Genomic DNA, 24567 nt, shown 5'->3' with positions numbered 1-24567 from the left:
TAATTCTCTCCTATAGAGAGGCCGGTGCGATCTCTCCTCCACCCTGGTCGCACCGGCTGCTTTTTCCGCGTTTTGCCCGCGATTCATTCGCGCATTTTTAGTTACTTCGAATTCGTATCCGGAATCGCTTTTCTTTCTGTGTTTGAAAGCGATTCAAAAATTGTTCAGGCGGAGTTCATGAGCGAAGACACCAACGAAGCACCCGGCGCGCCCAATGTCCCGAGCGGTCCCACTGCGGGGCCCAACGTGACGCTCGAGGAAATCGCGCGCGCAGCCGGGGTGTCGCCGAGCACGGTGTCGCGCATCCTGAATGGTTCCGCGCGCGTGCTTCCCGAAAAGCAGCGCGCAGTGGAAGAGGCCATTGCACGGTTCAACTACCGGCCCAACGTGCTGGCGCGCAGTCTTGCGAGCGGCAGGACCGAAACGATCGGCGTGCTCACGCAGGCGGTGTCGAGCCCGTTCTACGCCGAGTGGCTGCGCGGTATCGAAGACGCGCTTGCCGAGCCGGGCTTCACGCCGATCTTCGTTAGCAGCCGCTGGAACGTGGTCGACGAAAAAGCGCGCCTCGAAGAGTTCATCGCGCGCCGCGTCGACGGCATCATCCTGCTGCACGCCCAACTCGATGAAGCAACGCTTGCCGGCTACTCGCGCTACGCGCCGATGCTCGTGCTTGGCCGCTCCGTGCAAAACGGCATGACGCTGGCAGGCCTGCCAATCGACAATCTCCAGGGCGCACGCGACGCGACCCGCCATCTGATCGAACAGGGTCACCGCGAAATTGCCTTCATCGCGGGTCCAAGCAGCCACGAGGATGCCATCGAGCGCCTCGACGGCTATCGCATCGCGCTGGAAGAAGCCGGCATTGGCTTCGACGCCGATCTGGTCGAGCAGGGCGACTATCTCGAGACGGGCGGCCTGGCCGCCATGGAGCGCCTGATGGCGCGCAGGCCGATGTTCACCGCCGTGTTCTGCGCGAACGACCAGACCGCGTACGGCGCACGTCTTGCGATGTTCCGCCGTGGCGTGCGCGTGCCCGAGGACGTTTCGCTGGTGGGCTTCGACGATCTGCCGACGTCTTCGTATATGACACCGCCTTTGACGACGGTGCGTCAGCCGACTTATGAAATTGGCCGCCTTGCCGCGCAGGGCATCGTCCAGATGATCCGCAAACAGCCCGTTGCGCTCAGTCCGATTCCACTCACGCTAGTGACGCGGGAAACCACGCGTCGAATCGGGGCATCGTTGAGCCCGGGAGATGAGCATAGATAGCTGTCGCGTCCCTGGCGGGCGATTTTTTTTAGTCAGACATGAAAGCGCTTTCAAACAAAAGCAAGTCCTGATCCGGGACCGGCAAGCAATACAACAGGGGAAGTAGCAAGAAGCAGCAGAGGAGCAATTGAACGTCACTCACGAACGTATCAACAGGAGACGAGTAATGAAATTCCGTTTTACAGGCGCTGCCGCAGCCGTTCTGCTCAGCCTCGCAGCAGCAGGTGCTCAAGCCAACACCACGTTGTCGGTCGCGGTATTTCCGAAGCTGGATCAGGAGATCAAGGACGCGATTCCCGCGTGGAAGAAGCTTCATCCCGACGTTGACATCAAGGTGTCGTCGCTCGCGATCGCCGATCACCACAACGCCATGACCACCGCGCTCGCCACGAGTTCGGACTTGCCCGACGTGATGGCCGTCGAAGTCGGCTTCATCGGCCGCTTCGCAGCGGGCGGCGGTCTCGAAGACCTGTCGAAGCCACCGTATAGCGCGGGTCAGTACAAGAGCCAGTTCATCAACTACACGTTTGCGCAGGCCACCACGCAAGATGGCGCGATCGTCGGCATGCCGGGCGACATCGGCCCGGGCACGCTGTTCTATCGCAAGGATATTCTCGACAAGGCGGGTGTGACCGAAGCCGATCTGACCAAATCGTGGGACTCGTATCTCGCGGCCGGCCAGAAGATCAAAAAGGCTACGGGCGCGTACCTGATGGCATCGTCGCGCGATATCGAGGATATCTATATTCGTGCCGACCTGAAGGAAGGCGATGGCGTGTACTTCGACAAGAAGGGCAATCCGGTCGTCACGTCGCCGCGTTTCGTGAAGGCCTTCGAGCTTGCGAAGAAGGCGCGCGATCTCGGCCTCGACGCGAAGATCACGCCGTGGTCGAACGAATGGGCCGAGAGCTTCAAGCGCGGCACGGTCGCGACGCAAATGATGGGCGCATGGCTCGGCGGCCACCTCTCTTCGTGGATCGCGCCGGACACCAAGGGACTCTGGCGCGCGACGAATCTCCCCGGTGGCGCGTACGCATCCTTCGGGGGCACGTTCTGGTCGATTCCGGTGAAGGCTACGCAAAAGCCGATGGCGTGGGAGTTCATCAGGTTCCTGACGACGCGCCCGGACACGCAGCTCGCTTCGTTCCGCTCGATCGACGCCTTCCCGGCGCTGCTTTCCGCGCAGAACGATTCGTTCTTCGCCCAGCCCGTGGCGTTCCTCGGCGACGAAAAGGCTCGTCTGATCTGGCGCGATGCGGCTTCGCACATCCCGGCGATCCAGCGCAGCAAGTATGACCAGGTTGCCGAAGAGGCGGTCCACTCGGCGCTCGACAAGGTGGTCGACAGCAACGAGGACATCCACACGGCGCTGCAGGAAGCACAGGATCAGATCGCGCATCGGATCCGCCGTTAAGCGGTTGTGATGAAACGGCGCGGACACGCCCGCGCCCGCCCGCTGCAACAGCGTGGCCGTGCATCTTGCCCGGCCACGCCCGAATGGACGGAACTATTGATGAACTCTCCTCTGCCCACAACTGAACAGGTATCTCGGGAAGCGCGCATGAGCGACACGCTCGTCCCGCTCACCGTACCTCGCGGAAAAAGGCGGCTCGATCCGGTCAAGATCGCGCCGTACGTGTTCCTCGCACCGTTTTTCCTGCTGTTCGCCGTGTTCCTCGCATTCCCACTGCTGTTCTCGCTGTACCTCTCGTTCCAGAGCTGGGACGCGACGGCGGGACTGGCGAGCATGAAGTGGGTGGGACTGTCGAACTTCACGTTCACGCTGACCGACCCGTGGTACTGGAAATCGCTCTACAACACCGCGTCGATGGCGGTCATGTCGGGCGTTCCCCAGCACCTCATCGCGCTGCCGCTCGCCTTCTTTCTGCAAACCGCGTTTCGCCGCTGGCGCAATTTCGTCGTCGGCCTGTATTTCCTGCCCTTCATCACGTCGAGCGTGGCGATCGCATTGATCTTCTCGTCGCTCTATTCGACCGACTTCGGCATGATCAATCTCGCCATTGCCGAAATCGGCAAGATTCCGGGGCTGCACTGGATCGTGCCTTCGAAGCCTGTCGAGTGGCTGTACAACCCGGCCAACGTGAAACCAGCTGTCTCGGTCGTGGTGTTCTGGCGTTACGTGGGTTGGAATACGGTGCTCTATTTGTCGGCATTGCAGACCATTCCAAAGGACATTTACGAGGCGGCCCGCATTGACGGCGCGAACGGCTGGCAGCAGTTCACACGCATCACGATTCCGCTTCTCAAGCCAATGATCTTTTTCGCGGTGACGCTCTCGATCATCGGCGGCCTGCAACTCTTCGAAGAGCCGTTCATCTTGCTCCCGAACGAAGGCATGGGAACGAGCCAGTCCGGCTTGACCACGGCTGTCTATATGTATCGCACGGCATTCCACGACGGCGACTTCGGCACGGCCAGTTCCATTGCTTGGCTGCTCTTTATCACGATTTCCGCGCTGATGTGGCTCAACACGCGCATTTTCCACCGCAGCGGCATGAAAGAGGAGGCACAGCGATGAAGCTGTCGAACAACAAGGCTCGCTATACCGGCTACGCCATCGTTCTGGCCGGCGCCGCGCTGATGTTCGCGCCGTTCTGGTTCATGTTCGTCTTCGCCACGCACACGAGTTCCGAGATTTTCTCGATGCCGCCGCCGCTTTGGTTCGGCAACGCGTTTCTCGACAACATGGCGTCGCTCATGCATCACATTCCGTTCTGGCGCAATCTTGGCTGGAGCTTCTACACCGCCACGATCCAGACCTTGCTGACGCTGCTCGTCACCTCGATGGCCGGCTACGCGTTCGCGATGTACGAGTTCCGTTTCAAGAAGACGCTCTTTGCCGTTGCACTCACGGCCATGCTGGTGCCGCCGTTTCTCAGCATGATTCCGACCTTCATGACGATGAATCTGCTCGGCTGGATCAATGAACCGCGTGCACTGTACGTGCCCGGTGCGGCCGCTGCGCTCGGCGTGTTCCTGATGCGCCAGTACATTGCCGCTGCCATTCCGACCGATCTGATCGAGGCGGCGCGCATCGACGGCTGCGGCGAGTTCCGCATCTACTGGAGCATCGTGCTGCCGCTGCTCGGCCCGGCGCTGGGCACGCTTGGGCTCATCAGCTTCATTCAGGCGTGGAACAACTTTCTCTCGGCGCTCGTCGTGCTGCGTTCGCCTTCGATGTACACGCTGCCTCTCGCGCTGCGCATTTTGCAAAGCCCGACCAATTCGGACTGGGGCGCGGTGATGGCGGGGTCCGCGGTCGCTGTGCTGCCCTTGCTGGTGCTGTTCGCTTTCACTTCGCGGCGCTTGATCGACGGTTTGACGACCGGCGCTGTGAAGGCCTGAGTTTCTCTTCTTTCAATTGCCGCCCAGTTGCGAAAGCGCCGGCGTGGCTAATCAGGATACCAAATTATGTCAAAATTTCGATTCAAGGAAGACTTCGTCTGGGGCGTTGCCACCAGCTCGTACCAGATCGAAGGTGCAGCGCATGAGGATGGCCGTGGCGAGTCGATCTGGGACACGTTCTGCCGGGTGCCGGGCAAGGTCGTGAAAGGCGAGAGCGGTGATGTGGCGTGCGATCACTACCATCGTTTCGAAGAAGATCTCGATCTGATGGCCGAGCTAGGCGTCAATGCCTATCGTTTCTCGATTGCATGGCCGCGCGTTCAACCCGATGGACGCGGTGCCTTCAACGAAAAAGGCATCGCGTTCTACGAACGTCTGGTAGACGGTTTGCTCAAGCGCGGCATCCAGCCGTTCGCAACGCTGTATCACTGGGACCTGCCGCAAGCGCTGCAGGCGGAACAAAACGGTTGGGAGAGCCGCGACACGGCTTATCGTTTCGCGGACTACGCACGCAAGATCGGCGCCGTGCTGGGCGACCGCGTGGCGTCGATCGCCACGCACAACGAGCCATGGTGCACCGCGTGGCTCGGCAATGCAACGGGCTATTTTGCACCGGGCAACGCGGACCTGAAGAAGGCGGCCCACGTGGCCCATCATCTGCTGCTCTCGCACGGCCTCGCCGTGCAGGCGCTGCGCGCCGACGGCGTAAAGGCGCCGCTTGGAATCGTGCTCAACCAGTCACCGGCGCATGGCGCGACCGATGCGCCGGAGGACCTGGCCGCTGCGTCGCTCGAATATGCGAAGTTCGTGCGCTGGTACATGGACCCGATCTTCAAGGGTGAATATCCGGACGAAGCGCTCCAGTGGTATGGCGCGAACGGCCCGCAAGAGGTGATCCGCGAAGGCGACTTCGACATCATCGGCACGCCGCTGGACTTCCTCGGCATCAACTATTACACGCGCATTTTCGCGAGCGCTTCCGGCGAAAAGCGTCCGCCGGGCGTCCACGGTTTCACGGACATGGACTGGGAAATCTACCCGGAAGGCCTGACCGAACTGCTCACGAAGCTGAATGCCGAGTACGAGCTGCCGCCGATCTTCATCACCGAGAACGGCTGCGCGTCGAAGGACGTGCTCGAAAACGGCCGCGTGCAGGATACCGAACGCATCCGCTTCTACGATCTGCACCTCGCCGCACTGTCCGAGGCGGCGCAAAAGGGTGTCGATGTGGCCGGCTATTTCGCATGGAGCCTGCTCGATAACTTCGAATGGGCGTCCGGTTACGACAAGCGTTTCGGCATGGTGTATGTCGACTACGAGACCCAGCGGCGCACGCTGAAGGACAGCGCGCACTGGTATAGCGAGGTCATCGCGGAGCATGCCGGCGCCGAGGCTTCGCGCTGACGCGCTCACGCACAAAGGCGCACCGTACCCGCGTGAGGAACGCCGCAGCAGGGCGACCGCACGGCAACCTCGCGCGGGACTGCAAGCAATAGCACTAAGGAGGACGTATCAATGGGCGAACTCGTATTGCGTAACGTCGTCAAGACGTACGGCGAAGGTCCGCAGATCATTCAGGGCATCGACCTGCACATTCCGGACGGTCAGTTCACGGTTTTCGTTGGACCTTCCGGTTGCGGGAAGTCGACCATGCTACGCATGATCGCCGGGCTCGAGGAGGTGAGCGGCGGCGATATCCTGATCGAAGGCATCCGCGTCAACGATCTGCAGCCTGTGGATCGCGGCGTGTCGATGGTGTTCCAGAGCTATGCGCTGTATCCGCATATGACGGTTGCGCAAAACATGGGCTTTTCGCTGAAGCTCTCGGGCAAGTCGAAGCGCGAAGTGAGCGAGGTGGTGGGGCGTGCCGCCGAGATCCTGCAAATCACGCACCTGCTCGATCGCAAGCCCAAGGCGCTTTCCGGCGGTCAGCGGCAGCGCGTGGCGATCGGCCGTGCGATCGTGCGCAAGCCACGCGTGTTCCTGTTCGACGAACCGCTCTCGAATCTCGATGCGGCGTTGCGCGTGCAGATGCGCATCGAACTCGCGAAACTGCACCGCGAACTGGGTACGACGATGATTTACGTCACGCACGATCAGGTCGAGGCGATGACGCTGGGCGAGCAGATCGTCGTGTTCAACAAGGGCAAGATCGAGCAGACGGGCGCGCCGCTCGACTTGTATGACCGGCCGGCGAACCGCTTCGTAGGCGGCTTTATCGGCTCCCCGCAGATGAACATGCTCGCCGCAACAGTCGTGGCGCACAACGGTGTGCAGACGGTGCTGGCGCTCGCGGGCGTGAGCCACCGCATCGCGCTGACGGGCCGTCCGGATCGCGCGCTCAACGGCGAACTGACGCTAGGCGTGCGCGCCGAACATCTGAGCGTCGGGCCCGTGGACGAAGGCATCGCCGCTCGCGTGGAACTGGTCGAGCATCTGGGCGATGTCTCCATCCTGCACGCGCGGCTCGATGGCATGGCGCACGCCATTGCGCTCAAGCTCGACAAGAAGGACGCGCAGTACGAGCCCGGCGAACGTATTGGCATCAAGGTGCCGTCGTCGTCGGTCACGCTGTTCGACGCGAAGGGCGAAGCGGTGGTGTTCGAGCACCGCGCAGTCGGGGAGAACGTTCGAGCCGTCGTTTGATGGGCCCGATCGCGAAGGGGGAGCGTGCGATGGCGAACAAGGGGTGGACGAAGGACGATTGCGGATCCGCTGGGAAGGCAGGGTCCGCGACCGGCCCGGCGCCGGACGGCGCGATTGCCGCAGCGGACTGGGAGCGTTGCGCTGCTGGGCCCGCGCGGCAAGCGGATGGCAGGGGCGATGGAGAAGTACGGCAAAAACTGCGCGTGCCACTGCACGCGTGCATCGTGCATTTCGACGCCGAGCCCACGTCGGAGCCACCTGTTCTGGATTACCCGGAGCCGCACGCCTGACTAACGCAAATGGGGTACGGCAGGAAATTATGTTCGTCGCGAACGGGGCTTATGAATTTTGTTACCGTCCGTCTAACGTTAGGCGCAACGGCGCTACCCTTCGAGCAGTTCGCCCCATTCTCGTGCCTTGCGGGACGGGCTGCGGGGCGGGATTCGACCGGGTGCCCGGCAATTCGTCGAGCCTGGGTAAACCCCGCATGGCGGCACCGGCAGGCTGCATTTAACATCAAATAACGTTAAGGGTAACGTTATTGTGTTAGTGCTTAATCGGCGGCGCGCAGCGAAGGCAACCCTCCTTGCGGCAGCGACCGGAGCGCCGCGCGGGCCGAACACCGCCATGTAGGCACTCCGCCGGCACTCAACAGACCCGGTTGTCATGCCCCGCGAACCGGCCGACGATCAGCCGGACCGCACACGGGCCTCACAAAATGTAGCAATTATATGAAAGCGCATGGACCGCCGGGGTATCTTCGGACGAAAGATGTTACCGGTAAAAACCCGTACTGCTGAATGCATACGCCACTTGAGTGATTCAGCGGCGCTGGCGTTCCGGGCGCGTTTCAGGCAGCAAACCGTTGGACAAGGTAAGCCAAAGAACCATCTGGCCGCGAAGCGAAAAATTGGTTGTGCACGCAACGACCAGATGCAATAAGATTCCGTTTGATTTTTGATGGGTGGAGAGCGTCATGGAAAAGCGAGTATCGAAGGCCATTTTCAAGTCCCGGGCGTGCGAGCTGTTCCGCCAGGTCGAAACACTGGGCGAAACGGTCATCGTGACGGACCGGGGGCAACCCACCATTGAGATCCGACCCTACCGTAGCAAGGACGAGAATCCGCTCGAATTGCTGCGTGCGTCGATCACGCATTTCAATTTCAAGCATGCGCTTGCACGGGTAGCGGCTGAGCAGGAAGAGTAATGATCACGCTGGACACGCTTGCACTGGTGTGCTGGCTCGGCAGGCAAAAAGCGCTGAGTCAGGCTGCACACGATGCGATCGACCGGGAGCTGGACGGCGGCGAGATTCTCATCTCGGCGATCAGCGCGCTCGAAATCGCGGAGTTCGTGAAGGCCGGCAGCCTCGGGCTCTCAATGGACGCGCGAAGCTGGCTCTCCACCTTTTTGAAACTGGACGGTGTGCGCCTGATTCCAGTCGATCTGGAAATTGCGTTCAGAGCGGCAACGTTGCCGCCGGTGCTCACGTCGCATCAAAGGCTGATCGTCGCGACGGCCCGCACGCATGGCGGCGCGCTCGTGACCTCCGACGCGAAGGTGCGCGCTTCGACTTACGTCGAAACGATCTGGTGACGTGAGCGGCGGTGACGCGTCTTGACCGGCCCGGTCGAGTCGCGCACCACCAGCTCCGCCGGCAGTGTGATGCGCTGCGAGGCGGCGTCGATGCCGGCGATTTGCGCGAGCAGCGTATTGACCGCGGAGCGCGCCATTTGCTGGAACGGCTGACGAATGGTAGTGAGTGCAGGATGAAACTGCTCGGACATGGGAATGTCGTCGAAACCGATCACGGAAATGTCGTCGGGCACGCGCAGGCCCGCTTCCCTGATTGCGGCGATCACGCCGAATGCGCTTTGGTCGTTGGCCGTGAATATTGCGGTGGGCGGATCGGCGAGATTAAGCAGGTCGAACGTGACGTCGAACGCCATCATTTGCGAAAGATCGCCCGCGGCCACCAGCGCGTCTTCGCGCGGCAGGCCGAGCCGGGCCAGCGTGTCGCGATAGCCGCGTTGACGGTCGCGCACGCCTTCGATCGTTTCGTCGCCCGCGAGAAACGCGATGCGTTTGTGGCCGAGTTCCGCGAGATGCTCGACCGCGAGACAGGCACCCCCGTAATTGTCGACCGACACCGACGGAAAGCCCGTGAGCGTGCCGCGTTGATCGACTACCACCACCGGGACCTTGGCCGTGGCGAGCGCTTCGAGGCAGAGCGATTCGCGCGGCAGGATGGCGAGAATGCCGTCCGAGAATTGCTGGATCAAGCCGAGAAGGTCGTGATGCGTATGGCGGTCTTCGTCGAACACGGTGTACACCAGCATTTCCATGCCCGCGCCGCGCGCCGCACGGCCCGCGCCGAGCACCAGCTCACTCGAGAACTGCGTGTCGAGCGTGGGCGTGATGATGCCGATGATGCCGTTGCGTCCGCCGGAAAGTTTTTGCGCGGTGCGGTTGACGACGTAACCGATGTCCGAAGCGATCCGCAGCACTTCGTCGCGCGTCTCGCGGGATACGCCCGGGCGTCCGTTGAGCGCGCGCGACGCGGTCATCTGCGATACCCCCGCAAGCTTGGCGACGTGCTCAAGCGTGGGAGTTTGCCTTGCCATGCGTGGTGTGGGCTTACGAGAAGTCATGTCTGCGAGGGCTCGAATGACGTTAGCGATACCGTTTACATGCCGGCTATTCTATCAGAAGCGCGTACGTTCGACCGCCTGAGAGCGAGCCGACTTTGCGCGTGACGCAAGCTCCGGCGCGGTGCGCACCAGGAAAATCCCGCATAGCCGGAGTTCAGATGCGGGATTAACATCACTTAACGTTAAGGCTAACGTTAAACCGTCGGATAGTTCAGGTAGCTCTCAAATATTCAGAAGAGGGGACACAAACATGGCGTACCCAGGTTTCTCCAAGGCGCGTGCGATTGCCGGCGCCGCGGCACTGTTGTTTTCGGTTTCTGTGGTCGTTTCGAACGCCGTAGCGGCGGAGGCCAGGACGATCACGGTCTGGGATCAGCAGACCAATGCGTCGTCGAGCAAGATCATTCGCGACGCTTCGGACCGGTTCGAAAAATCGGTGCCGGGTTACAAGGTCGAGAATTCGCACGTCCTGAACGAGGCCTACAAGACGAAGCTGAAGGTTGCATTCGGTGCCAACCAGCCGCCGTGCGTGTTCGAGAACTGGGGCGGCGGCGGCCTGCACGAATACGTGAAATCAGGCCAGATCGTCGATCTCACGCCGTACCTCAGCAAGGATCCGGCGTATCGCAACCGCTTCATGCAGTCGTCGTGGAATGTCACGACGTTCGACGGCAAGACCTACGGTGTGGCTGCCGAAAACGCAGCGGCCGCGGTGATCTTCTACAACAAGGAAGTTTTCAGAAAGTACGGCATCACGCCGCCGAAGACGTGGGATGAACTGATGCACGTCGTCGACGTGCTCAAGCAGCACAACGTGGCAGCGTTCTCGCTTGCGAACAAGAACAAATGGACCGGTTCGATGTACTACATGTACCTCGTCGACCGTATCGGCGGTCCGCAGGTCGTGAGCGACGCGATCGCAGGCAAGGGCAAGGGCTTCGAAGATCCGGCGTTCATCGAAGCCGGCAAGCGCATTCAGGAACTCGTGAAGGCTGGCGCGTTCGCGCCGGGCATCAACGGTCTCGATTACGACTCGGGCGCGTCGCGCCGTCTGCTGTACTCGGGCAAGGCTGCAATGGAGCTGATGGGCGCCTGGGAGGCTTCGACGATCGCCAACGAAAATCCGGGCTTCTCGAAGGATCTCGACTTCTTCCCGTTCCCGAGCGTGCCGGGTGGCAAGGGCGACCCGCGCGACCTGATCGGCACGGTGGGCGATGGCTTCCTGAGCATCTCGGCCGAGTGCAAGACGCCGGACGCCGCGTTCAAACTGATCCAGGCACTCACCGACGACCAGGCCATGCAGGCACGCGCTTCGGATGACCATAAGCTTCCGCCGGTCAACAACGTCAAGATCGCCGATCCGTTCACGCAGCGTCTGCAGCAAATGCTCGCCGCCGCTCCGAGCGTGCAGCTCTGGTACGACCAGGCGCTGCCGCCGGCGCTCGGCGAACTGCACAAGGACACGACGCAGGCGCTGTTCGGTCTGTCGCTGACGCCCGAAGCCGCCGCGCAGCAAATGGAAGCCGCTTCGAAGAAGGGCGGTTAATCTCCAGTCCTAAGGAAATGTCAGGGCGGCGCCGCGAGGTGCCGCCCGGCATAAAAGCTCGTGAATATCGCACTTTCCGCTACACCCGAACGCCGGCTGAAGCTTTCATCGCAAACGCTCGTGACGGTCGCGTTCCTTGCGCCTGCGCTGCTGCTGCTGGCCATATTTCTGCTCTATCCGCTCGTCTCCAGCCTGCGGCTGTCGCTGCTCGACTGGAATGGCCTCGGCAACACCGCGCGCTATACCGGGCTCGCGAACTGGGCGCGGCTCGCCCACGACACGGTGTTCTGGCAATCGCTCAAGAACAACGTGATTCTTGCCGTCGCCTCGATCGTCATCCAGCTTCCTGTCGCGCTCGCGCTCGCCGTGCTGCTCGAAAAGGCCGGCCGTGGATCGCGCGTGCTCAAGGTGCTTTATTTCCTGCCGCTGCTCATGTCGAGCGTGGCCATCGGCGTACTGTTCAAGCAAATCTACGATCCCAATTTCGGTCCGCTCAACGTCGCGCTGCAGGCATTCGGGCTCGATGGCATCGCGAAGGACTGGCTGGGCGACCCGCATTTTTCGCTGGGTGCGACCATTGCCGTGATCATCTGGCAGAACGCGCCTTTCTACATGATCCTGTTCCTCGCGGGGCTCTCGTCGATGCCGGCCGAAGTCAACGAGGCGGCGCTGCTCGACGGCGCTTCGGAGTGGACCATTTTCTGGCGCATCAAGCTGCCGCATCTGCAAGGCACGGTGCGCACCGCGGTGATCCTTTCCGTGCTCGGTTCGCTGCGTTACTTCGATCTCGTCTTCGTCATGACCGGAGGCGGCCCCGAGGGTTCGTCCGAGGTGATGGCCACCTACATGTATCGCACGGTGTTCAGTTCGTTCCAACTCGGCTACGGCAGCACCATCGGCTCGGCGATGTTCCTGATCGTCATCACGGTCGCGGCGGTGTCGATGTATTTCACCCGTCGTTATGCAACCGAGGTCTGAACCATGAACAAGAAATTCCGCTTCCCGCGCGTGGGCATTCCGCTCCTGGCGCTGATCTGGCTGGCTGTCACGACGGTCCCGTTCATCTTCATGGTCGTATCGAGCTTCAAGAGCCAGGAAGAGACCTTCGCGTCGTCCGTGTGGGCCCCGCCGAGCCATCTCTATTGGGGCAATTACGCGGCGGTGCTGCAAGGGCCGTTTTTCACGTATTTCCGTAACAGCGTGTTCACGGTGGGCGTGTCGGTGGCGCTCATCGTCATCATCAGCGCGATGGCGGCTTATGTGTTTGCGCGCATGCGCTTCACGCTGAACAAGACGCTCTTCGGCCTCGTGATTGCCGGCATGATCGTGCCGCTGCATGCGACCCTCGTGCCGATTTACCTGCTCACGCGCAACCTCGGTCTTTACGACACGCCGTTCGCGCTGCTCGGACCTTATGTGGCGCTCAGCCTGCCGGTGTCGATCTTCATCCTGACCGAGTTCATGCGCCAGATTCCGCGCGAGCTGGAAGAAGCCGCGCAACTCGACGGCTGCAGCCCGTTCCGCATTTTCTGGCGGATCTTCTTCCCGCTTTCGGGACCGGGGCTCGCCACGGTGGCGATCTTCAACGGCATCGGTCTCTGGAACGAGTTCATCTTTGCGTACATGCTCACGTCGACCTCCGAGCACCGCACGCTGCCGCTCGCGATCTGGGATTTCATGGGGCAATACGCGTCGAACATACCCTCGATGCTGTCCGTTCTCGTACTCACGTCGTTGCCGCTGATCGTTGCCTACGCGTTCGGTCAGGAGCGCGTGATCAAGGGGATGATGGCCGGCTCCCTCAAGGGCTGATCCGCATCGCACACCGCCTCGAATCGTGCGGGCCGAAGTGTCATCGATTGGCCAGCACACCGAACTTTGCATAAAACGATATGGCAAGCATCTCCCTCAATAACGTACAGAAGGCCTACGCGAGCGGCAACGCGGTGATCCGCGACGCCAACCTAGAGGTCGGCAAGAACGAGTTCTGCGTGTTCCTCGGGCCATCGGGCTGCGGCAAGTCCACGCTGCTGCGCATGATCGCCGGTCTCGAATCGATCACCGACGGCGAGCTGCGCATCGACGGTGAACGGATGAACGAGGTCGAACCCGCGAAACGCAAGGTTGCGATGGTGTTCCAGAACTACGCGCTCTATCCGCATATGAGCGTGTACGAGAACATGGCGTTCGGTCTGCGTCAGGCGAAAGTCGACAAGGCCGTCATCGACAAGAAGGTGCGCAGCGCCGCTGCCGCCCTGCAACTCGATAGCTATCTTGAACGCCGCCCCGCAGCGCTCTCCGGCGGCCAGCGCCAGCGCGTCGCGATCGGGCGCGCGATCGTGCGCGAGCCGGGTGTCTTCCTGTTCGACGAGCCGCTGTCGAATCTCGACGCCGCGCTGCGCGTACAGACCCGTACCGAAATCGCGCGTCTGCATCGCGAGTTCAGCGAGGCGAGCGCCGTGTATGTGACGCACGATCAGGTCGAAGCGATGGCACTGGCCGACCGCATCGTGCTCCTGCAGGCCGGCGCTCATATGGAGAAGCATGGCAGTATCGCCCAGGTCGGGGCACCGCTCGATCTGTATCACCATCCCAGGAGCCGGTTTGTCGCGGGCTTCATCGGCTCGCCGAAGATGAACTTCTTTGCAGGCACGGTGACGGGCGGCGATGACGGCGGCGTGGTCATCGACCTGGCAAGTGGCGAGCGCGTGCGTGCGCGCGTGGACGGCTCGCGTGCGCGCGCCGGCATGAAGGTGACGCTCGGTGTGCGTCCCGAGCATCTGCGCGTGGCCGTGGATGCACGAAACGAGCAGACGCTGGCGTGCCGCGTGAAGCTCGTCGAGCACATGGGCGAGCACAGCTATATCCATGCGACGCAGACGGGCGCGGGCGCGGCGACAGTGATCGCAAAAGTGCCTGGTGACAGTGCGTTGACACACGACGAACTCGTCAACCTTTCCCTGCCGCCCGAGGCGTGCCACGTTTTCGACGACCACGATATGGCGCTGCGCCGCCTCATTTAAGTCCAGCGCGGCTTTCGCCGCGCGGCCAGGCAACGCCTGGTTCGAGAAGCACTACTAAATAGACGGCGATCAACCAATGCCGTCTTCTGCAATTCCAGGGAGTGAATCGATGTCGCTTGAACACACCACTGAGGTTCCGCTTTATCGCCGGTCCGATGCGCCGACCGGGCAGCGCGTCGCCGACCTGCTCGCACGCATGACGCTGGACGAGAAAATAGCGCAGCTTCATGCCGCGTGGTTGAGACTGTCGGCCGACGGCAAGCACATGGCTCGCAGCATCGATTTTGCGAGCAGTGCGGACGAGCTGACCGTCGACGAAATCCTGCAGCACGGTCTTGGACAGATCACGCGTCCGCTCGGAACCCATACGGTCGAACCGAAAGAGGGCGTGCGCGCGCTCAACGAACTGCAGCGCAAGATGGTCGAGGACACGCGCCTCGGTATTCCGGTCATGTCGCACGAGGAATGCCTCGTGGGCCTGATGATCAAGGACGCCACGCTGTTCCCGTCGCCGCTGAATTACGCGGCGACGTGGAATCCGGGCCTCGTGGGCGAAGTGGGGCAGATCATCGGCGAGCAGGCGCGCTCCATCGGTTGCCACCAGGGGCTCGCTCCGGTGCTCGACGTGTCGCGCGATCCGCGTTGGGGCCGCACCGAGGAAACGCTCGGCGAAGATCCCTACCTGGTCGGCGTGCTTGCTTGCCACTACGTCAATGGTCTGCAAGGCGAGCGGCGCGATGTGCTTGCCACGCTCAAGCACTTCGTCGGCCATTCGGCGAGCGAAGGCGCACGCAACCACGCGCCCGTGCATGTGGGACCGCGCGAACTCAACGACGTATTTCTGCTGCCCTTCGAAATGGCGGTCAAGCTCGCGAAAGCGGGCTCGATCATGCCGGCCTACCACGACATCGACGGCGTGCCCTGCCATGCCGATCGCACGCTGCTGCACGACACGTTGCGGGAAAAGTGGGGCTTTGAAGGTCTCGTCGTGGCGGACTACGCCGCGGTCGACCTGCTCTACAGCCACCATGCGGTGGCGCGCGACAGCGCTTCGGCGGCGGCGCTCGCGTTCAATTCCGGACTCGACGTCGAGCTTCCCGGACACGAGTGCGCGATCCATCTGAAAGAGGCACTCGATCGCGGTGAAATTACTCAAGCGACCATCGATACCGCCGTTTCGCGCGTGCTGCGCACGAAATTCCGTCTGGGACTGTTCGAGAACCCGTACGTCGACCCGGAACGCGTCGATGTGAAGAGCGCAACGGCGGGCGACACCGCCTATGAAGTCGCGCTCCAATCGGCCGTTTTGCTGCGCAACGAAGGCGGTGTGCTGCCGTTGAAGGCCAACGGCGCGGAGAAAATCGCGGTGATCGGTCCCACGGCCGACGATCCGCTTGCGCTGCTCGCCGGCTACAGCTTCCCGGTGCACCTCATCAACTCGGGCGAGCAATCTGTCGCCACTATGGCCACGCCGTTGGGCGCGCTGCGCGCGCTGCTGGGCGAGGAGCGCGTGCTTCACGCGAAGGGCTGCGACATCATCAAGGAGCGCCGTGCAGGCGCGCCCGTTTTCCCGGGCGACGTCTCGCTCGACCTGAGCACCTTCACGAACCGCGATGAGCTGATCAGCAAGGATACCGAAGGAATTGCGGCTGCCGTGGATGCGGCGCGCGAGGCAGGCGTAGCAGTGGTATTCGTGGGCGATCTCGCAGGGCTGTTCCAGTCCGGCACGGTAGGCGAAGGTTCCGATACGGACAGCCTCGAGCTGCCTGGCGTGCAGCTGCAGTTGCTCAACGCCGTGGTCGAGAGCGGCACGCCAACCGTCGTGGTGATGACGGGCGGCCGCCCGTACAACCTCGGCGGTCTCGAAGATCGCATCGCCGGGCAGGTCATGGCCTTCGCACCGGGCGAGCGCGGTGCCGAGGCGCTGGCCGACCTGCTTGTCGGTCGCGCTAATTTCAGCGGGCGCCTGCCGCTATCGGTGCCGAGAAGCGCGGGGGCCGTGCCGTACGTGTACAACCATCGCCTCAAGAGTGCGGGCACGCCGGTTGCCTATCACTTCGGTTCGCGCTACCCGTTCGGTTTCGGTCTTGCCTACACGCAGTTCCGTTACAGCGAGCTTGCGGTTGCACAGCGCGAGATCCCGATCGAAGACGGCACCGTCGAACTGAGCTTCACTGTCGAGAACGTGGGCGAGCGCGAGGGCACGGAAGTCGTGCAGATCTATGTGCGCGACCGGCACGCGTCGTCGGCCCGGCCCGTGCGTGAGCTGAAGGCGTTCGCCCGCGTACCGCTCGCGGCTGGCGCGAGCGCGCGCGTGCGCGTGGAGCTGCCCGTCGACATGCTCAATTTCACCGACGGGCGTGGTGAGCGCATCGTCGAGCCGGGCGACTTCGATCTGATGGTCGGCAGTTCGAGCCGCGACATCGCGCTCAACGGCACCGTAACGGTGACGGGCGATGCCGTGCGAACGTTGCCGCGCGACTGGCGCATGCTGAGCGCCGTCGAGGTCGTGTCGTAAGCGCTGGACAAGCAACAGGTCAGCGTGCCTTCATGGCTCGCCGCCCTGTTTGGGCTTTGAAAAGTCATAACTGGAATATGTGATGTCGTACGCAATCTATCCGAGCCTGGCGGACAAAACCGTCGTAATCACCGGTGGCGGCAGCGGTATTGGCGCCGCGATCGTCGAGGCATTTGCGCAACAAGGCGCGCGCGTGTTCTTCCTCGACGTTGCCGAGCAGGATTCGCTCGCACTTCAGGAAACGCTTCGCAATGCGAAGTATCCGCCTCAGTTCCGGCGATGCGACCTGCGCAGTGTGGAGGCGATCGATGGCACGTTCACGTCGATCGTCGATGCCGTGGGTCCAATCGACGTGCTCGTGAACAACGCCGGCAACGATGACCGCCACGAAATCGGCGAACTGACGGCGAGCTACTGGGACGAGCGCATCGCCGTGAACCTGCGTCACCAGTTCTTCTGCGCGCAAGCCGCTGCGAAAGGCATGCGCGAAGCGGGACGCGGCGTGATCCTCAACTTCGGCTCGGTGTCCTGGCACGTCGCGTTGCCGAGCCTGCCGATCTATTTGACTGCGAAGGCCGGCATCGAAGGGCTCACGCGCGGTCTTGCGCGCGATCTGGGCCGCGCCGGCATCCGCGTGAACTGCATCATCCCCGGCGCGGTGAAGACGCCGCGGCAGATGAACCTGTGGCAAACGGCCGAGAGCGAGGCGAAGGTCGTCGCGGGGCAATGCCTGCAACTGCGCATCGAGCCGGAGCACGTCGCGCGCATGGCGCTGTTTCTCGCGTCCGACGATGCCGCGCGCTGCTCCGGTCGCGATTATTTCGTCGATGCAGGATGGTACGGAGAATGAACGTGCGTGTACCCGTGTGCGTATGGCCGGTCGGCGCGGAACTCGCGGAAGGGCCGCTGTGGCAGGCCGAGGAAAACGCGGTCTATTTCGTCGATATCAAGGGCCGCCAGATTCATCGCCTCGTGGTCACGACTGGACAGCGCACGACATGGTATGCGCCCGACCAGCCCGGCTTCATCGCGCCGCTCGGGGATCGGGTTTTCGTGTGCGGCCTGCCTGACGGGCTGTATCGTTTCGATGCCGTGGGCGGGCAGTTCGACAAGCTGATGGACATCGAGTCGCATCTGCCCGGCAACCGCCTCAACGACGGTTTCGTCGATGCGCGCGGCCGCCTGTGGTTTGGCTCGATGGACGACGCCGAAGAAGCGCCGAGCGGCACGCTCTATCGTGTGGACCAGGACGGCACGGCGAACCCGCAGGACAGCGGCTATGTGATCACCAACGGACCGGCCATGAGTCCGGACGGCGGCACGCTCTATCACAACGACACGATGCGCCGCGTCGTGTACGCGTTCGATGTGGCAGAGGACGGTACGTTGTCGCGCAAGCGTGTCTTCGCGGCAATTTCCGGCGACGGCCACCCGGACGGGATGGCCGTCGATGCCGATGGTTACGTGTGGGTTGCGTTGTTTGGCGGCTGGAGGATCGAGCGTTACTCGCCCAAGGGAGACCTTGTCAAACAGGTTGCGTTTCCTTGCGCGAACATCACGAAGCTTGCGTTTTGCGGGGACGATCTGCAGACGGTCTATGTTTCCACCGCGTGGAAGGGTCTTACGCGCGCCGAGCGGCAGAAACAGCCGCAAGCGGGCGGTCTGTTTTCCTTTCGCGCGCCGGTACCGGGGCAGGTTCAGGCGCGATGCACAGCATTCGCGCGGCGTGAAGACTAATCATCCTGGATGTAGGCGGCGCCTTTGGCGGCGCTATATCAGCAGACACCAAAGCGCCAGAAGCGGGGTCGTTCCCGACCGCATCGCATGTACGGCGTTGCGGGGATTGTGCAGCCCGCCGCCGAGGCCCGGATCGAACCAGTCCCCGTCACGTTGGCGAAACTCCCCTGCGCTCAGAAGTACATAGGCCTCTTCCGGCGGGTGCTGATGATCGGGGTACCGGGTGGCCGGCGCGAGCAATGAAAACCCGAGCTGGACGTCGTAACGGCTTTCCATCCCGCCGGGGCCGCAAATCATGCCATGCACGTGGTTCTCGACATAATCTTTGCTTCCGTACATTCCGGACGTTCGCCGTTGCCATCCAATGGCAGGTTCGAGTAGCTTGATCGTGCGAGCAGCCTCCCCGAGACCGGAGGAGTCCCCAAGAAGTGGGGCAAGAGCAGAATCGAGAAGGTCACAGGCCGGATAGCGTTCGTTGTTTCGCTTTCCGTCGTCGGATGGCTGATCGAGACGTTCGAATACCGCCACGGCCAACTGGCGGGCAGCATCGGGGAGCGCTCGCGCCCGAAAAAGATTTCGCGCGACGCGGATGAAATGCTCGAGGTTCTGGTGTCGCTGATACATGGGTGCTCCATAGCCCGGTTGTGGCATTTGTAGCAGAGCGACTGCAGGGCCGGGACGGCCTCAGTCGTTGTTCATCTGGCTTGAACGAATTGATGCCCCGTCCTGGCGCGCAAGGCGTTGCGCACCAGGACGGGGCATTTGCCTTTCGTCGTCTGAACTTTGCGCCTGGATTTGTGCGGCCGGCAAGCCATTCAGCGATTTACCAGTAATTTCCCTTACTCATCCCGACCAGGACTTTCCCTTGGCGCAAGCGGATTTCGCCGATCCGTGAGCCGTGGCCGAACAAGCCCACCCCTTCATTCATTCACCCGCAAAGCCCCGCCTGGCTTGGATTCCGCGCCGCACTCGCGGATTCGCTGAACGTTTCCCTGCCCATGAAGCGTTTCCCATGCATTACCAAAGGTATGGAAAAGGGCCGAGAAAATGTAGCTGGAGCGCGCAATTTGGATTGCTACGCTGCGATCACAGCATCACCTGCCGCATCGGAATGGAATTCACCTGTGTATTGGATTCAAAGCCGGGTGAGTACCGGTGCTAGCTGAATCGCCACGCGAGAACTTCTGGTCATTGCGAAGTTCACCAGCGTCAATTTTTGATCCTGCCAGTTGGGAAGACCGAATGAGCCCAAATCTGACGTTCGCGCCGGAAGACGTGATACCTCCAGGCGCAATCCACACCGCAGCCGCGCAGTCGGTGGCCCGGCCCGTCGCCATCTCGGGAACCGACATTTTGACGGTCCGTAACCTGTCGAAGATCTTTGGCCCGAAGCCCGAGGTTGCCGCGCAACTGGTCAAGCAGGGCCTGGGGCGCGACGAAGTATTCAAGCGCACGGGCAACATGGTGGCGGTCAACGACGTCAGCCTCAACGTCAAGGCCGGCGAGATCTTCGTCATCATGGGCCTTTCGGGTTCCGGCAAGTCGACGCTCGTGCGGCTGCTCAACCGCCTGATCGAGCCGACGTCCGGTCAGGTGGTGCTCGAAGGCCGCGACATTGCACCGATGTCCACCGTCGAGCTGCGCGAAGTGCGCCGCAAGAAGATGGCGATGGTATTCCAGTCGTTCGCGCTCCTACCTAACCGCACGGTGCTCGACAATATCTCGTACGGCCTGGAAGTTGCGGGCATGAAGAAGGCCGAGCGTTACGAAATCGCCCGTGCGGCACTCGAGCGCGTCGGCCTCGGCTCGTACGAAAAGCTACTGCCCGGCGAACTCTCTGGCGGCATGCAGCAGCGGGTCGGACTTGCGCGCGCCCTGGCGGTCAATCCTGCGGTGCTGCTGATGGACGAGGCCTTCTCCGCGCTCGATCCGCTGATCCGCTTCGAAATGCAGAGTGAACTGCTGCGGCTGCAGAAGGAAGAGCAGCGAACCATCGTCTTCATTTCGCACGATATCGAAGAGGCGATCAAGATCGGCGGCCGCATCGGCATCATGAAGGACGGCTGCCTGATCCAGGTCGGCACCCCGGCCGAACTCATTCAGTCGCCGGCGGACGACTATGTGCGGGACTTTTTCCGCCACGTCGACGTCTCGCGTTTCCTCAAGGCCGAGAGCCTGCTGACCCGCGTCGAGCGCGGACTGATTGCCGGTGATGTCGGCGCGCCCGCGGAGCGTTACCTCAATCAACTGATCGATAGCGGCGCCGAGTGCGGTTACGTGTGCGATCAAGCCGGCCGCTACCAGGGCTGCGTCACGCCCGCTTCGCTGCACAAGGCGGGCGCCCAACCCCTGCGCGAAGCGTTGCTCAAGGACTTGAGCACGGTCTCGCTGGACACCGACCTGCACGAACTTTCCGCGATCGCCCTGAGCCAGCAACACGACGTGCCGGTCACGGACGCTGCGGGCAAGCTCGCGGGCGTCGTGTCGTGCCGAACGATACTCAAGCAGGTCATGGAGCGGAGGGCAGCATGAATTCGTCAGTCATCGGCAAGTTCGCAGAGAACGCCGTCAATTTCCTTTTCAATCACTTCCAGGGCGGCTTCAACGCGTTTTCCGCGGCGCTGGGTGCGGTCGTCAAGCTGCTCGAAGTCGGTCTTGGGGCGATTCCCTTCGTCGCGATGCTCGTCTTTCTCGTGGCGTTCGCGTTGTGGCGCCGCGGGATCGCCTTCGCAGTATTCGTCGGCATCGCGCTGCTGCTCATTCACTACATGGGGCTGTGGCCGCAAACGGTCTCGACGCTGGCCCTTGTCGTTGCCGCGACGGTGTTCAGCCTCGTCGTCGGCGTGCCGCTCGGCATCTGGGGTGCCCGCAACAAGCGGGTGGAAATCATCCTGCGCTCGCTGCTCGATTTCATGCAGACCATGCCCGCATTCGTTTATCTGATTCCCGCCGTGATCCTGTTCGGGTTGGGCCGAGTCCCCGCCGTGATCGCAACCGTCGTGTTCGCCATGCCGCCTGTGGTGCGACTAACTACGCTGGGCATTCGCCAGGTTCGCGAGGAACTGCTCGAAGCGGGCCGCTCGTTCGGCAGCACGGACGCGCAGCTGCTCTGGAAAATCCAGTTGCCGAACGCGTTGCCTTCCATCATGGCCGGCGTGAACCAGACCATCATGATGTCGCTTTCGATGGTCGTGATCGCCTCGATGATCGGCGCAGGCGGCCTCGGCGAATACGTGCTGAGCGGCATCCAGCGCCTCGATATCGGCATTGGCTTCGAAGGCGGTCTCGGGGTCGTGCTGCTGGCTATCGTGCTGGACCGCCTGACGGAAACGTTCGGCGTGAAGTCGAAGAAGAGGAGAACCGTCACGAAAGCGGGCAAGGCTGGCGCCGCCGAAGCAGCGCATAGCTGAGAAACCGGACGGCCGCCCGAAATCATGGGCGGGAGGTCGAACGACGGAACTGGTGATGTCAACATACCTACGGAGTACTAACATGATTAGCAATATCTTCAAATCGCTCGCGGCGAAGGTCGCGATATCGACGGTCGTCGCTCTCGGTGTCGGCACGGGGTCGGCAGCGGCGGCGGAACCGCTCAAGATGGCGGTCACCGACTGGGCCGACGTTCTCGCCACGGCCAATGTCGCCAAATACGTGCTCGAAACGAAACTGAACCAGCCGGTCAAGTTCGTCAATGCGGACATCGGCATTCAGTTCCAGGGTGTCGCGCGCGGCGACCTCGACATCATGGTGGGGGGCTGGCTGCCGGTGACGCATGCCGTGTACTACGCCAAGTACAAGAACGATCTGGATGACGTCGGCGTCATCTACACGGGCGGCAGAAATGGCTGGGCCGTGCCCGCCTATATTCCGGAGTCCGAGGTATCGTCGATTACGGACCTGAGCAAGCCGGAAGTCAAAAGCAAGCTCGACGGCACGATTCAGGGCATTGGTCCGGGCTCCGGTCTGATGCAGGCCTCCGCGAAGTCGGTGCAGGCTTACGGCCTCGACGGCTACAACCTGCAGTCGTCGAGCGAAGCCGGAATGCTGGCCGCCGTGTCCCGTGCGTATCAGACGAAGCAGTGGGTGGTCGCCACCGTCTGGAGTCCGCACTGGCTCTGGCAGAAATGGCAGATGCGCTATCTGAAAGACCCCAAGGGCACCCTGGGTGGCGAGGAACAGGTCCACGCGTTCGCGTCCAAACAGTTTGCCGGCAAGTTTCCCCGCGCCGATGTGTTCTTCAAGCATTTCAAGCTGACGCTGGCCGACGTCGAAGCCATCGAACTCGAAGGCAACGCGACGAACGACTACGCGGCGGCCGCGAAGAAGTTCGTCGATGCGCACCCTGACAAGCTGAACGCCTGGCTGCAAAAGTAGCGGGAAGGGTCGTACCGACCGGGGCAGGAATGGCCCGCTGCCCCAGGATTCTTGTTCTTTCAGGGCCTGCTTGACACGATTACTTCCTGGAGTGACCTGTGAGCGAAAACTCGTGCTTCTTTTCTGAAACGCTCCAGAGCCGTGACCCGGTCATTGCATCGGAGATCGCGCTCGAATTGCGCCGGCAGCAAACGCAGATCGAATTGATCGCTTCCGAAAACATTGTTTCGGCCGCGGTGATGGAAGCGCAAGGAACGGTGCTGACCAACAAGTACGCCGAAGGCTACCCATCGAAGCGCTATTACGGCGGCTGCGAGCACGTGGACCGGATCGAGGCGCTCGCCATTGATCGCGTGAAGGCGCTGTTCGATGCCGAATATGCCAACGTCCAGCCGCATTCCGGCGCACAGGCGAACGGCGCGGTCATGCTCGCGCTGGTCAAGCCGGGCGACACGGTCATGGGCATGTCGCTCGACGCCGGCGGCCACCTCACGCACGGCGCGCGGCCGGCGCTCTCGGGCAAGTGGTTCAACGCCGTGCAATATGGCGTGAGCCCGCAGACGTACAGGATCGACTACGACGCCGTGCGGCGCCTCGCAATGGAGCACCGGCCGAAGCTCATCATCGCGGGGTATTCGGCCTATCCGCGGGCACTCGACTTTGCGGCTTTCCGTGACATCGCGGACAGCGTGGGCGCGATGCTGATGGTAGACATGGCGCATATCGCGGGCATCGTCGCGGCCGGCCGCCACGAGAACCCGATCAAGTACGCGGATGTGGTGACGTCCACCACGCACAAGACGCTTCGTGGCCCGCGTGGCGGCTTCATCCTCACCAACAACGGCGACATCGCGAAGAAGATCAATTCCGCTGTTTTCCCCGGCTTGCAGGGTGGCCCGCTCATGCATGTCATCGCGGGCAAGGCGGTGGCGTTTGGCGAAGCGCTGCGTCCGGAGTTCTCGGGCTATATCGATCGCGTGCTGCGTAACGCCGAGGCGCTGGGCACCGTCCTGCAAGCGGGCGGTCTTTCCCTCGTCACGGGCGGGACCGACAACCACCTGCTGCTCGTCGATCTGCGTTCCAGACACATTACGGGGACGCAGGCGGAGAAGGCGCTCGAACGCGCGGGCATCACCTGCAACAAGAACGGCATTCCGTTCGACACCGAAAATCCGACCGTGACCTCCGGCATCCGGCTTGGCACACCGGCGGGTACGACGCGCGGATTCGGCACCGCTCAGTTCGAGCAGATCGGCGAAATGATCCTCGAGGTGCTGGCGGGACTCGCGCGCGAGCCCGGCGGCGACAACCACGTCGAGCGCGCGGTGCGTAGCCGTGTGCGGGATCTGTGCAACCAGTTTCCGGTTTACGCGCCCGCGGATGCCATGGCGTAAGCCACGCGCCGACTCGGCGAGTGCACGGAAGTCCAGATTTATC

The 24567-nt window shown here is 62.3% G+C and carries 21 protein-coding genes; 19 read left to right on the top strand and 2 right to left on the bottom strand.

What is annotated here, in order from left to right:
- Positions 1 to 177 precede the first annotated feature (177 nt).
- The 8 genes from VSR34_RS20310 to VSR34_RS20275 all read left to right on the top strand — a co-directional run bounded on the left by VSR34_RS20310 (position 178) and on the right by VSR34_RS20275 (position 8877).
- Positions 178 to 1269 carry a LacI family DNA-binding transcriptional regulator gene (locus VSR34_RS20310; protein ID WP_028212331.1) on the top strand — a complete coding sequence of 364 codons (1092 nt, stop codon included), beginning with the start codon at positions 178 to 180 and terminating at the stop codon, positions 1267 to 1269.
- A gap of 166 nt (positions 1270 to 1435) precedes the next feature.
- Positions 1436 to 2683, top strand: a complete 1248-nt coding sequence (locus VSR34_RS20305) for an extracellular solute-binding protein (protein ID WP_028212332.1) — start codon at positions 1436 to 1438, stop codon at positions 2681 to 2683.
- A gap of 147 nt (positions 2684 to 2830) precedes the next feature.
- Positions 2831 to 3808, top strand: coding sequence for a sugar ABC transporter permease (locus tag VSR34_RS20300; protein ID WP_244145247.1), 978 nt, complete (start codon positions 2831 to 2833; stop codon positions 3806 to 3808).
- Positions 3805 to 4635 carry a carbohydrate ABC transporter permease gene (locus tag VSR34_RS20295; protein ID WP_028212334.1) on the top strand — a complete coding sequence of 277 codons (831 nt, stop codon included), beginning with the start codon at positions 3805 to 3807 and terminating at the stop codon, positions 4633 to 4635. The genes VSR34_RS20300 and VSR34_RS20295 overlap by 4 nt, the downstream gene beginning before the upstream one ends.
- Before the next feature lie 66 nt (positions 4636 to 4701).
- Positions 4702 to 6039, top strand: a complete 1338-nt coding sequence (locus VSR34_RS20290; RefSeq protein ID WP_342963318.1) for a GH1 family beta-glucosidase — start codon at positions 4702 to 4704, stop codon at positions 6037 to 6039.
- 111 nt (positions 6040 to 6150) lie between these two features.
- Positions 6151 to 7281: a sn-glycerol-3-phosphate ABC transporter ATP-binding protein UgpC gene (gene ugpC / locus VSR34_RS20285; protein WP_342963317.1), complete on the top strand. Its 1131-nt coding sequence runs from the start codon at positions 6151 to 6153 to the stop codon at positions 7279 to 7281.
- A gap of 976 nt (positions 7282 to 8257) precedes the next feature.
- Positions 8258 to 8488, top strand: a complete 231-nt coding sequence (locus VSR34_RS20280; protein WP_028212338.1) for a hypothetical protein — start codon at positions 8258 to 8260, stop codon at positions 8486 to 8488.
- A complete protein-coding gene (locus tag VSR34_RS20275) occupies positions 8488 to 8877 on the top strand; it encodes a type II toxin-antitoxin system VapC family toxin (RefSeq protein ID WP_028231194.1) in 390 nt (129 codons plus the stop codon). Before VSR34_RS20280 ends, VSR34_RS20275 begins: the two co-directional genes overlap by 1 nt.
- On the opposite strand, the gene VSR34_RS20270 is transcribed toward VSR34_RS20275, so the two are convergent.
- A complete protein-coding gene (locus VSR34_RS20270; protein WP_342963316.1) occupies positions 8856 to 9932 on the bottom strand; it encodes a LacI family DNA-binding transcriptional regulator in 1077 nt (358 codons plus the stop codon). The genes VSR34_RS20275 and VSR34_RS20270 overlap by 22 nt on opposite strands.
- 250 nt (positions 9933 to 10182) lie before the next feature.
- Here VSR34_RS20270 and VSR34_RS20265 point away from each other — a divergent pair, with 250 nt between their 5' ends.
- From VSR34_RS20265 to VSR34_RS20235, 7 genes are all read left to right on the top strand, one after another.
- Entirely contained in the window at positions 10183 to 11478 is a 1296-nt protein-coding gene (locus VSR34_RS20265; RefSeq protein ID WP_342963315.1) for an extracellular solute-binding protein, read from the top strand.
- Positions 11479 to 11538: 60 nt separating this feature from the next.
- Complete coding sequence (locus VSR34_RS20260; protein WP_028212342.1) at positions 11539 to 12456, top strand: sugar ABC transporter permease; 918 nt, start codon at positions 11539 to 11541, stop codon at positions 12454 to 12456.
- Between the two features lie 3 nt (positions 12457 to 12459).
- A complete protein-coding gene (locus VSR34_RS20255) occupies positions 12460 to 13290 on the top strand; it encodes a carbohydrate ABC transporter permease (protein ID WP_028212343.1) in 831 nt (276 codons plus the stop codon).
- 80 nt (positions 13291 to 13370) lie between these two features.
- Positions 13371 to 14501 (top strand): sn-glycerol-3-phosphate ABC transporter ATP-binding protein UgpC, encoded by a 1131-nt coding sequence (gene ugpC, locus VSR34_RS20250; protein ID WP_342963314.1) that lies wholly within the window; start codon positions 13371 to 13373, stop codon positions 14499 to 14501.
- Positions 14502 to 14610: 109 nt separating this feature from the next.
- Complete coding sequence (locus VSR34_RS20245) at positions 14611 to 17019, top strand: glycoside hydrolase family 3 N-terminal domain-containing protein (protein ID WP_342963313.1); 2409 nt, start codon at positions 14611 to 14613, stop codon at positions 17017 to 17019.
- An 82-nt stretch (positions 17020 to 17101) separates the two neighbouring features.
- Positions 17102 to 17869 carry an SDR family oxidoreductase gene (locus tag VSR34_RS20240; RefSeq protein WP_342963312.1) on the top strand — a complete coding sequence of 256 codons (768 nt, stop codon included), beginning with the start codon at positions 17102 to 17104 and terminating at the stop codon, positions 17867 to 17869.
- Positions 17866 to 18756: an SMP-30/gluconolactonase/LRE family protein gene (locus VSR34_RS20235; protein ID WP_342963311.1), complete on the top strand. Its 891-nt coding sequence runs from the start codon at positions 17866 to 17868 to the stop codon at positions 18754 to 18756. Before VSR34_RS20240 ends, VSR34_RS20235 begins: the two co-directional genes overlap by 4 nt.
- 33 nt (positions 18757 to 18789) lie before the next feature.
- Here VSR34_RS20235 and VSR34_RS20230 read toward each other — a convergent pair whose 3' ends face one another.
- The gene (locus VSR34_RS20230) at positions 18790 to 19380 is read right to left on the bottom strand and encodes a dimethylsulfonioproprionate lyase family protein (protein ID WP_342963310.1); all 591 of its coding nucleotides are present in this window, start codon (positions 19378 to 19380) and stop codon (positions 18790 to 18792) included.
- Between the two features lie 618 nt (positions 19381 to 19998).
- On the opposite strand from VSR34_RS20230, the gene VSR34_RS20225 reads away from it, so the two are divergent.
- The 4 genes from VSR34_RS20225 to glyA all read left to right on the top strand — a co-directional run bounded on the left by VSR34_RS20225 (position 19999) and on the right by glyA (position 24524).
- Entirely contained in the window at positions 19999 to 21288 is a 1290-nt protein-coding gene (locus VSR34_RS20225; RefSeq protein WP_028212349.1) for a glycine betaine/L-proline ABC transporter ATP-binding protein, read from the top strand.
- Positions 21285 to 22166: a proline/glycine betaine ABC transporter permease gene (locus VSR34_RS20220; protein ID WP_028212350.1), complete on the top strand. Its 882-nt coding sequence runs from the start codon at positions 21285 to 21287 to the stop codon at positions 22164 to 22166. Before VSR34_RS20225 ends, VSR34_RS20220 begins: the two co-directional genes overlap by 4 nt.
- An 82-nt stretch (positions 22167 to 22248) precedes the next feature.
- Positions 22249 to 23130 (top strand): glycine betaine ABC transporter substrate-binding protein, encoded by an 882-nt coding sequence (locus VSR34_RS20215; protein ID WP_342963309.1) that lies wholly within the window; start codon positions 22249 to 22251, stop codon positions 23128 to 23130.
- 98 nt (positions 23131 to 23228) lie between these two features.
- A complete protein-coding gene (glyA, locus tag VSR34_RS20210) occupies positions 23229 to 24524 on the top strand; it encodes a serine hydroxymethyltransferase (RefSeq protein ID WP_342963308.1) in 1296 nt (431 codons plus the stop codon).
- Positions 24525 to 24567: the final 43 nt, after the last annotated feature.

This window comes from Paraburkholderia sp. JHI2823, assembly GCF_038900695.1.
In the GTDB taxonomy this organism is placed as follows: domain Bacteria; phylum Pseudomonadota; class Gammaproteobacteria; order Burkholderiales; family Burkholderiaceae; genus Paraburkholderia; species Paraburkholderia mimosarum.
Note: the sequence above shows the minus strand (reverse complement) of the source record. Positions and strands in the feature narration are given on the sequence as shown.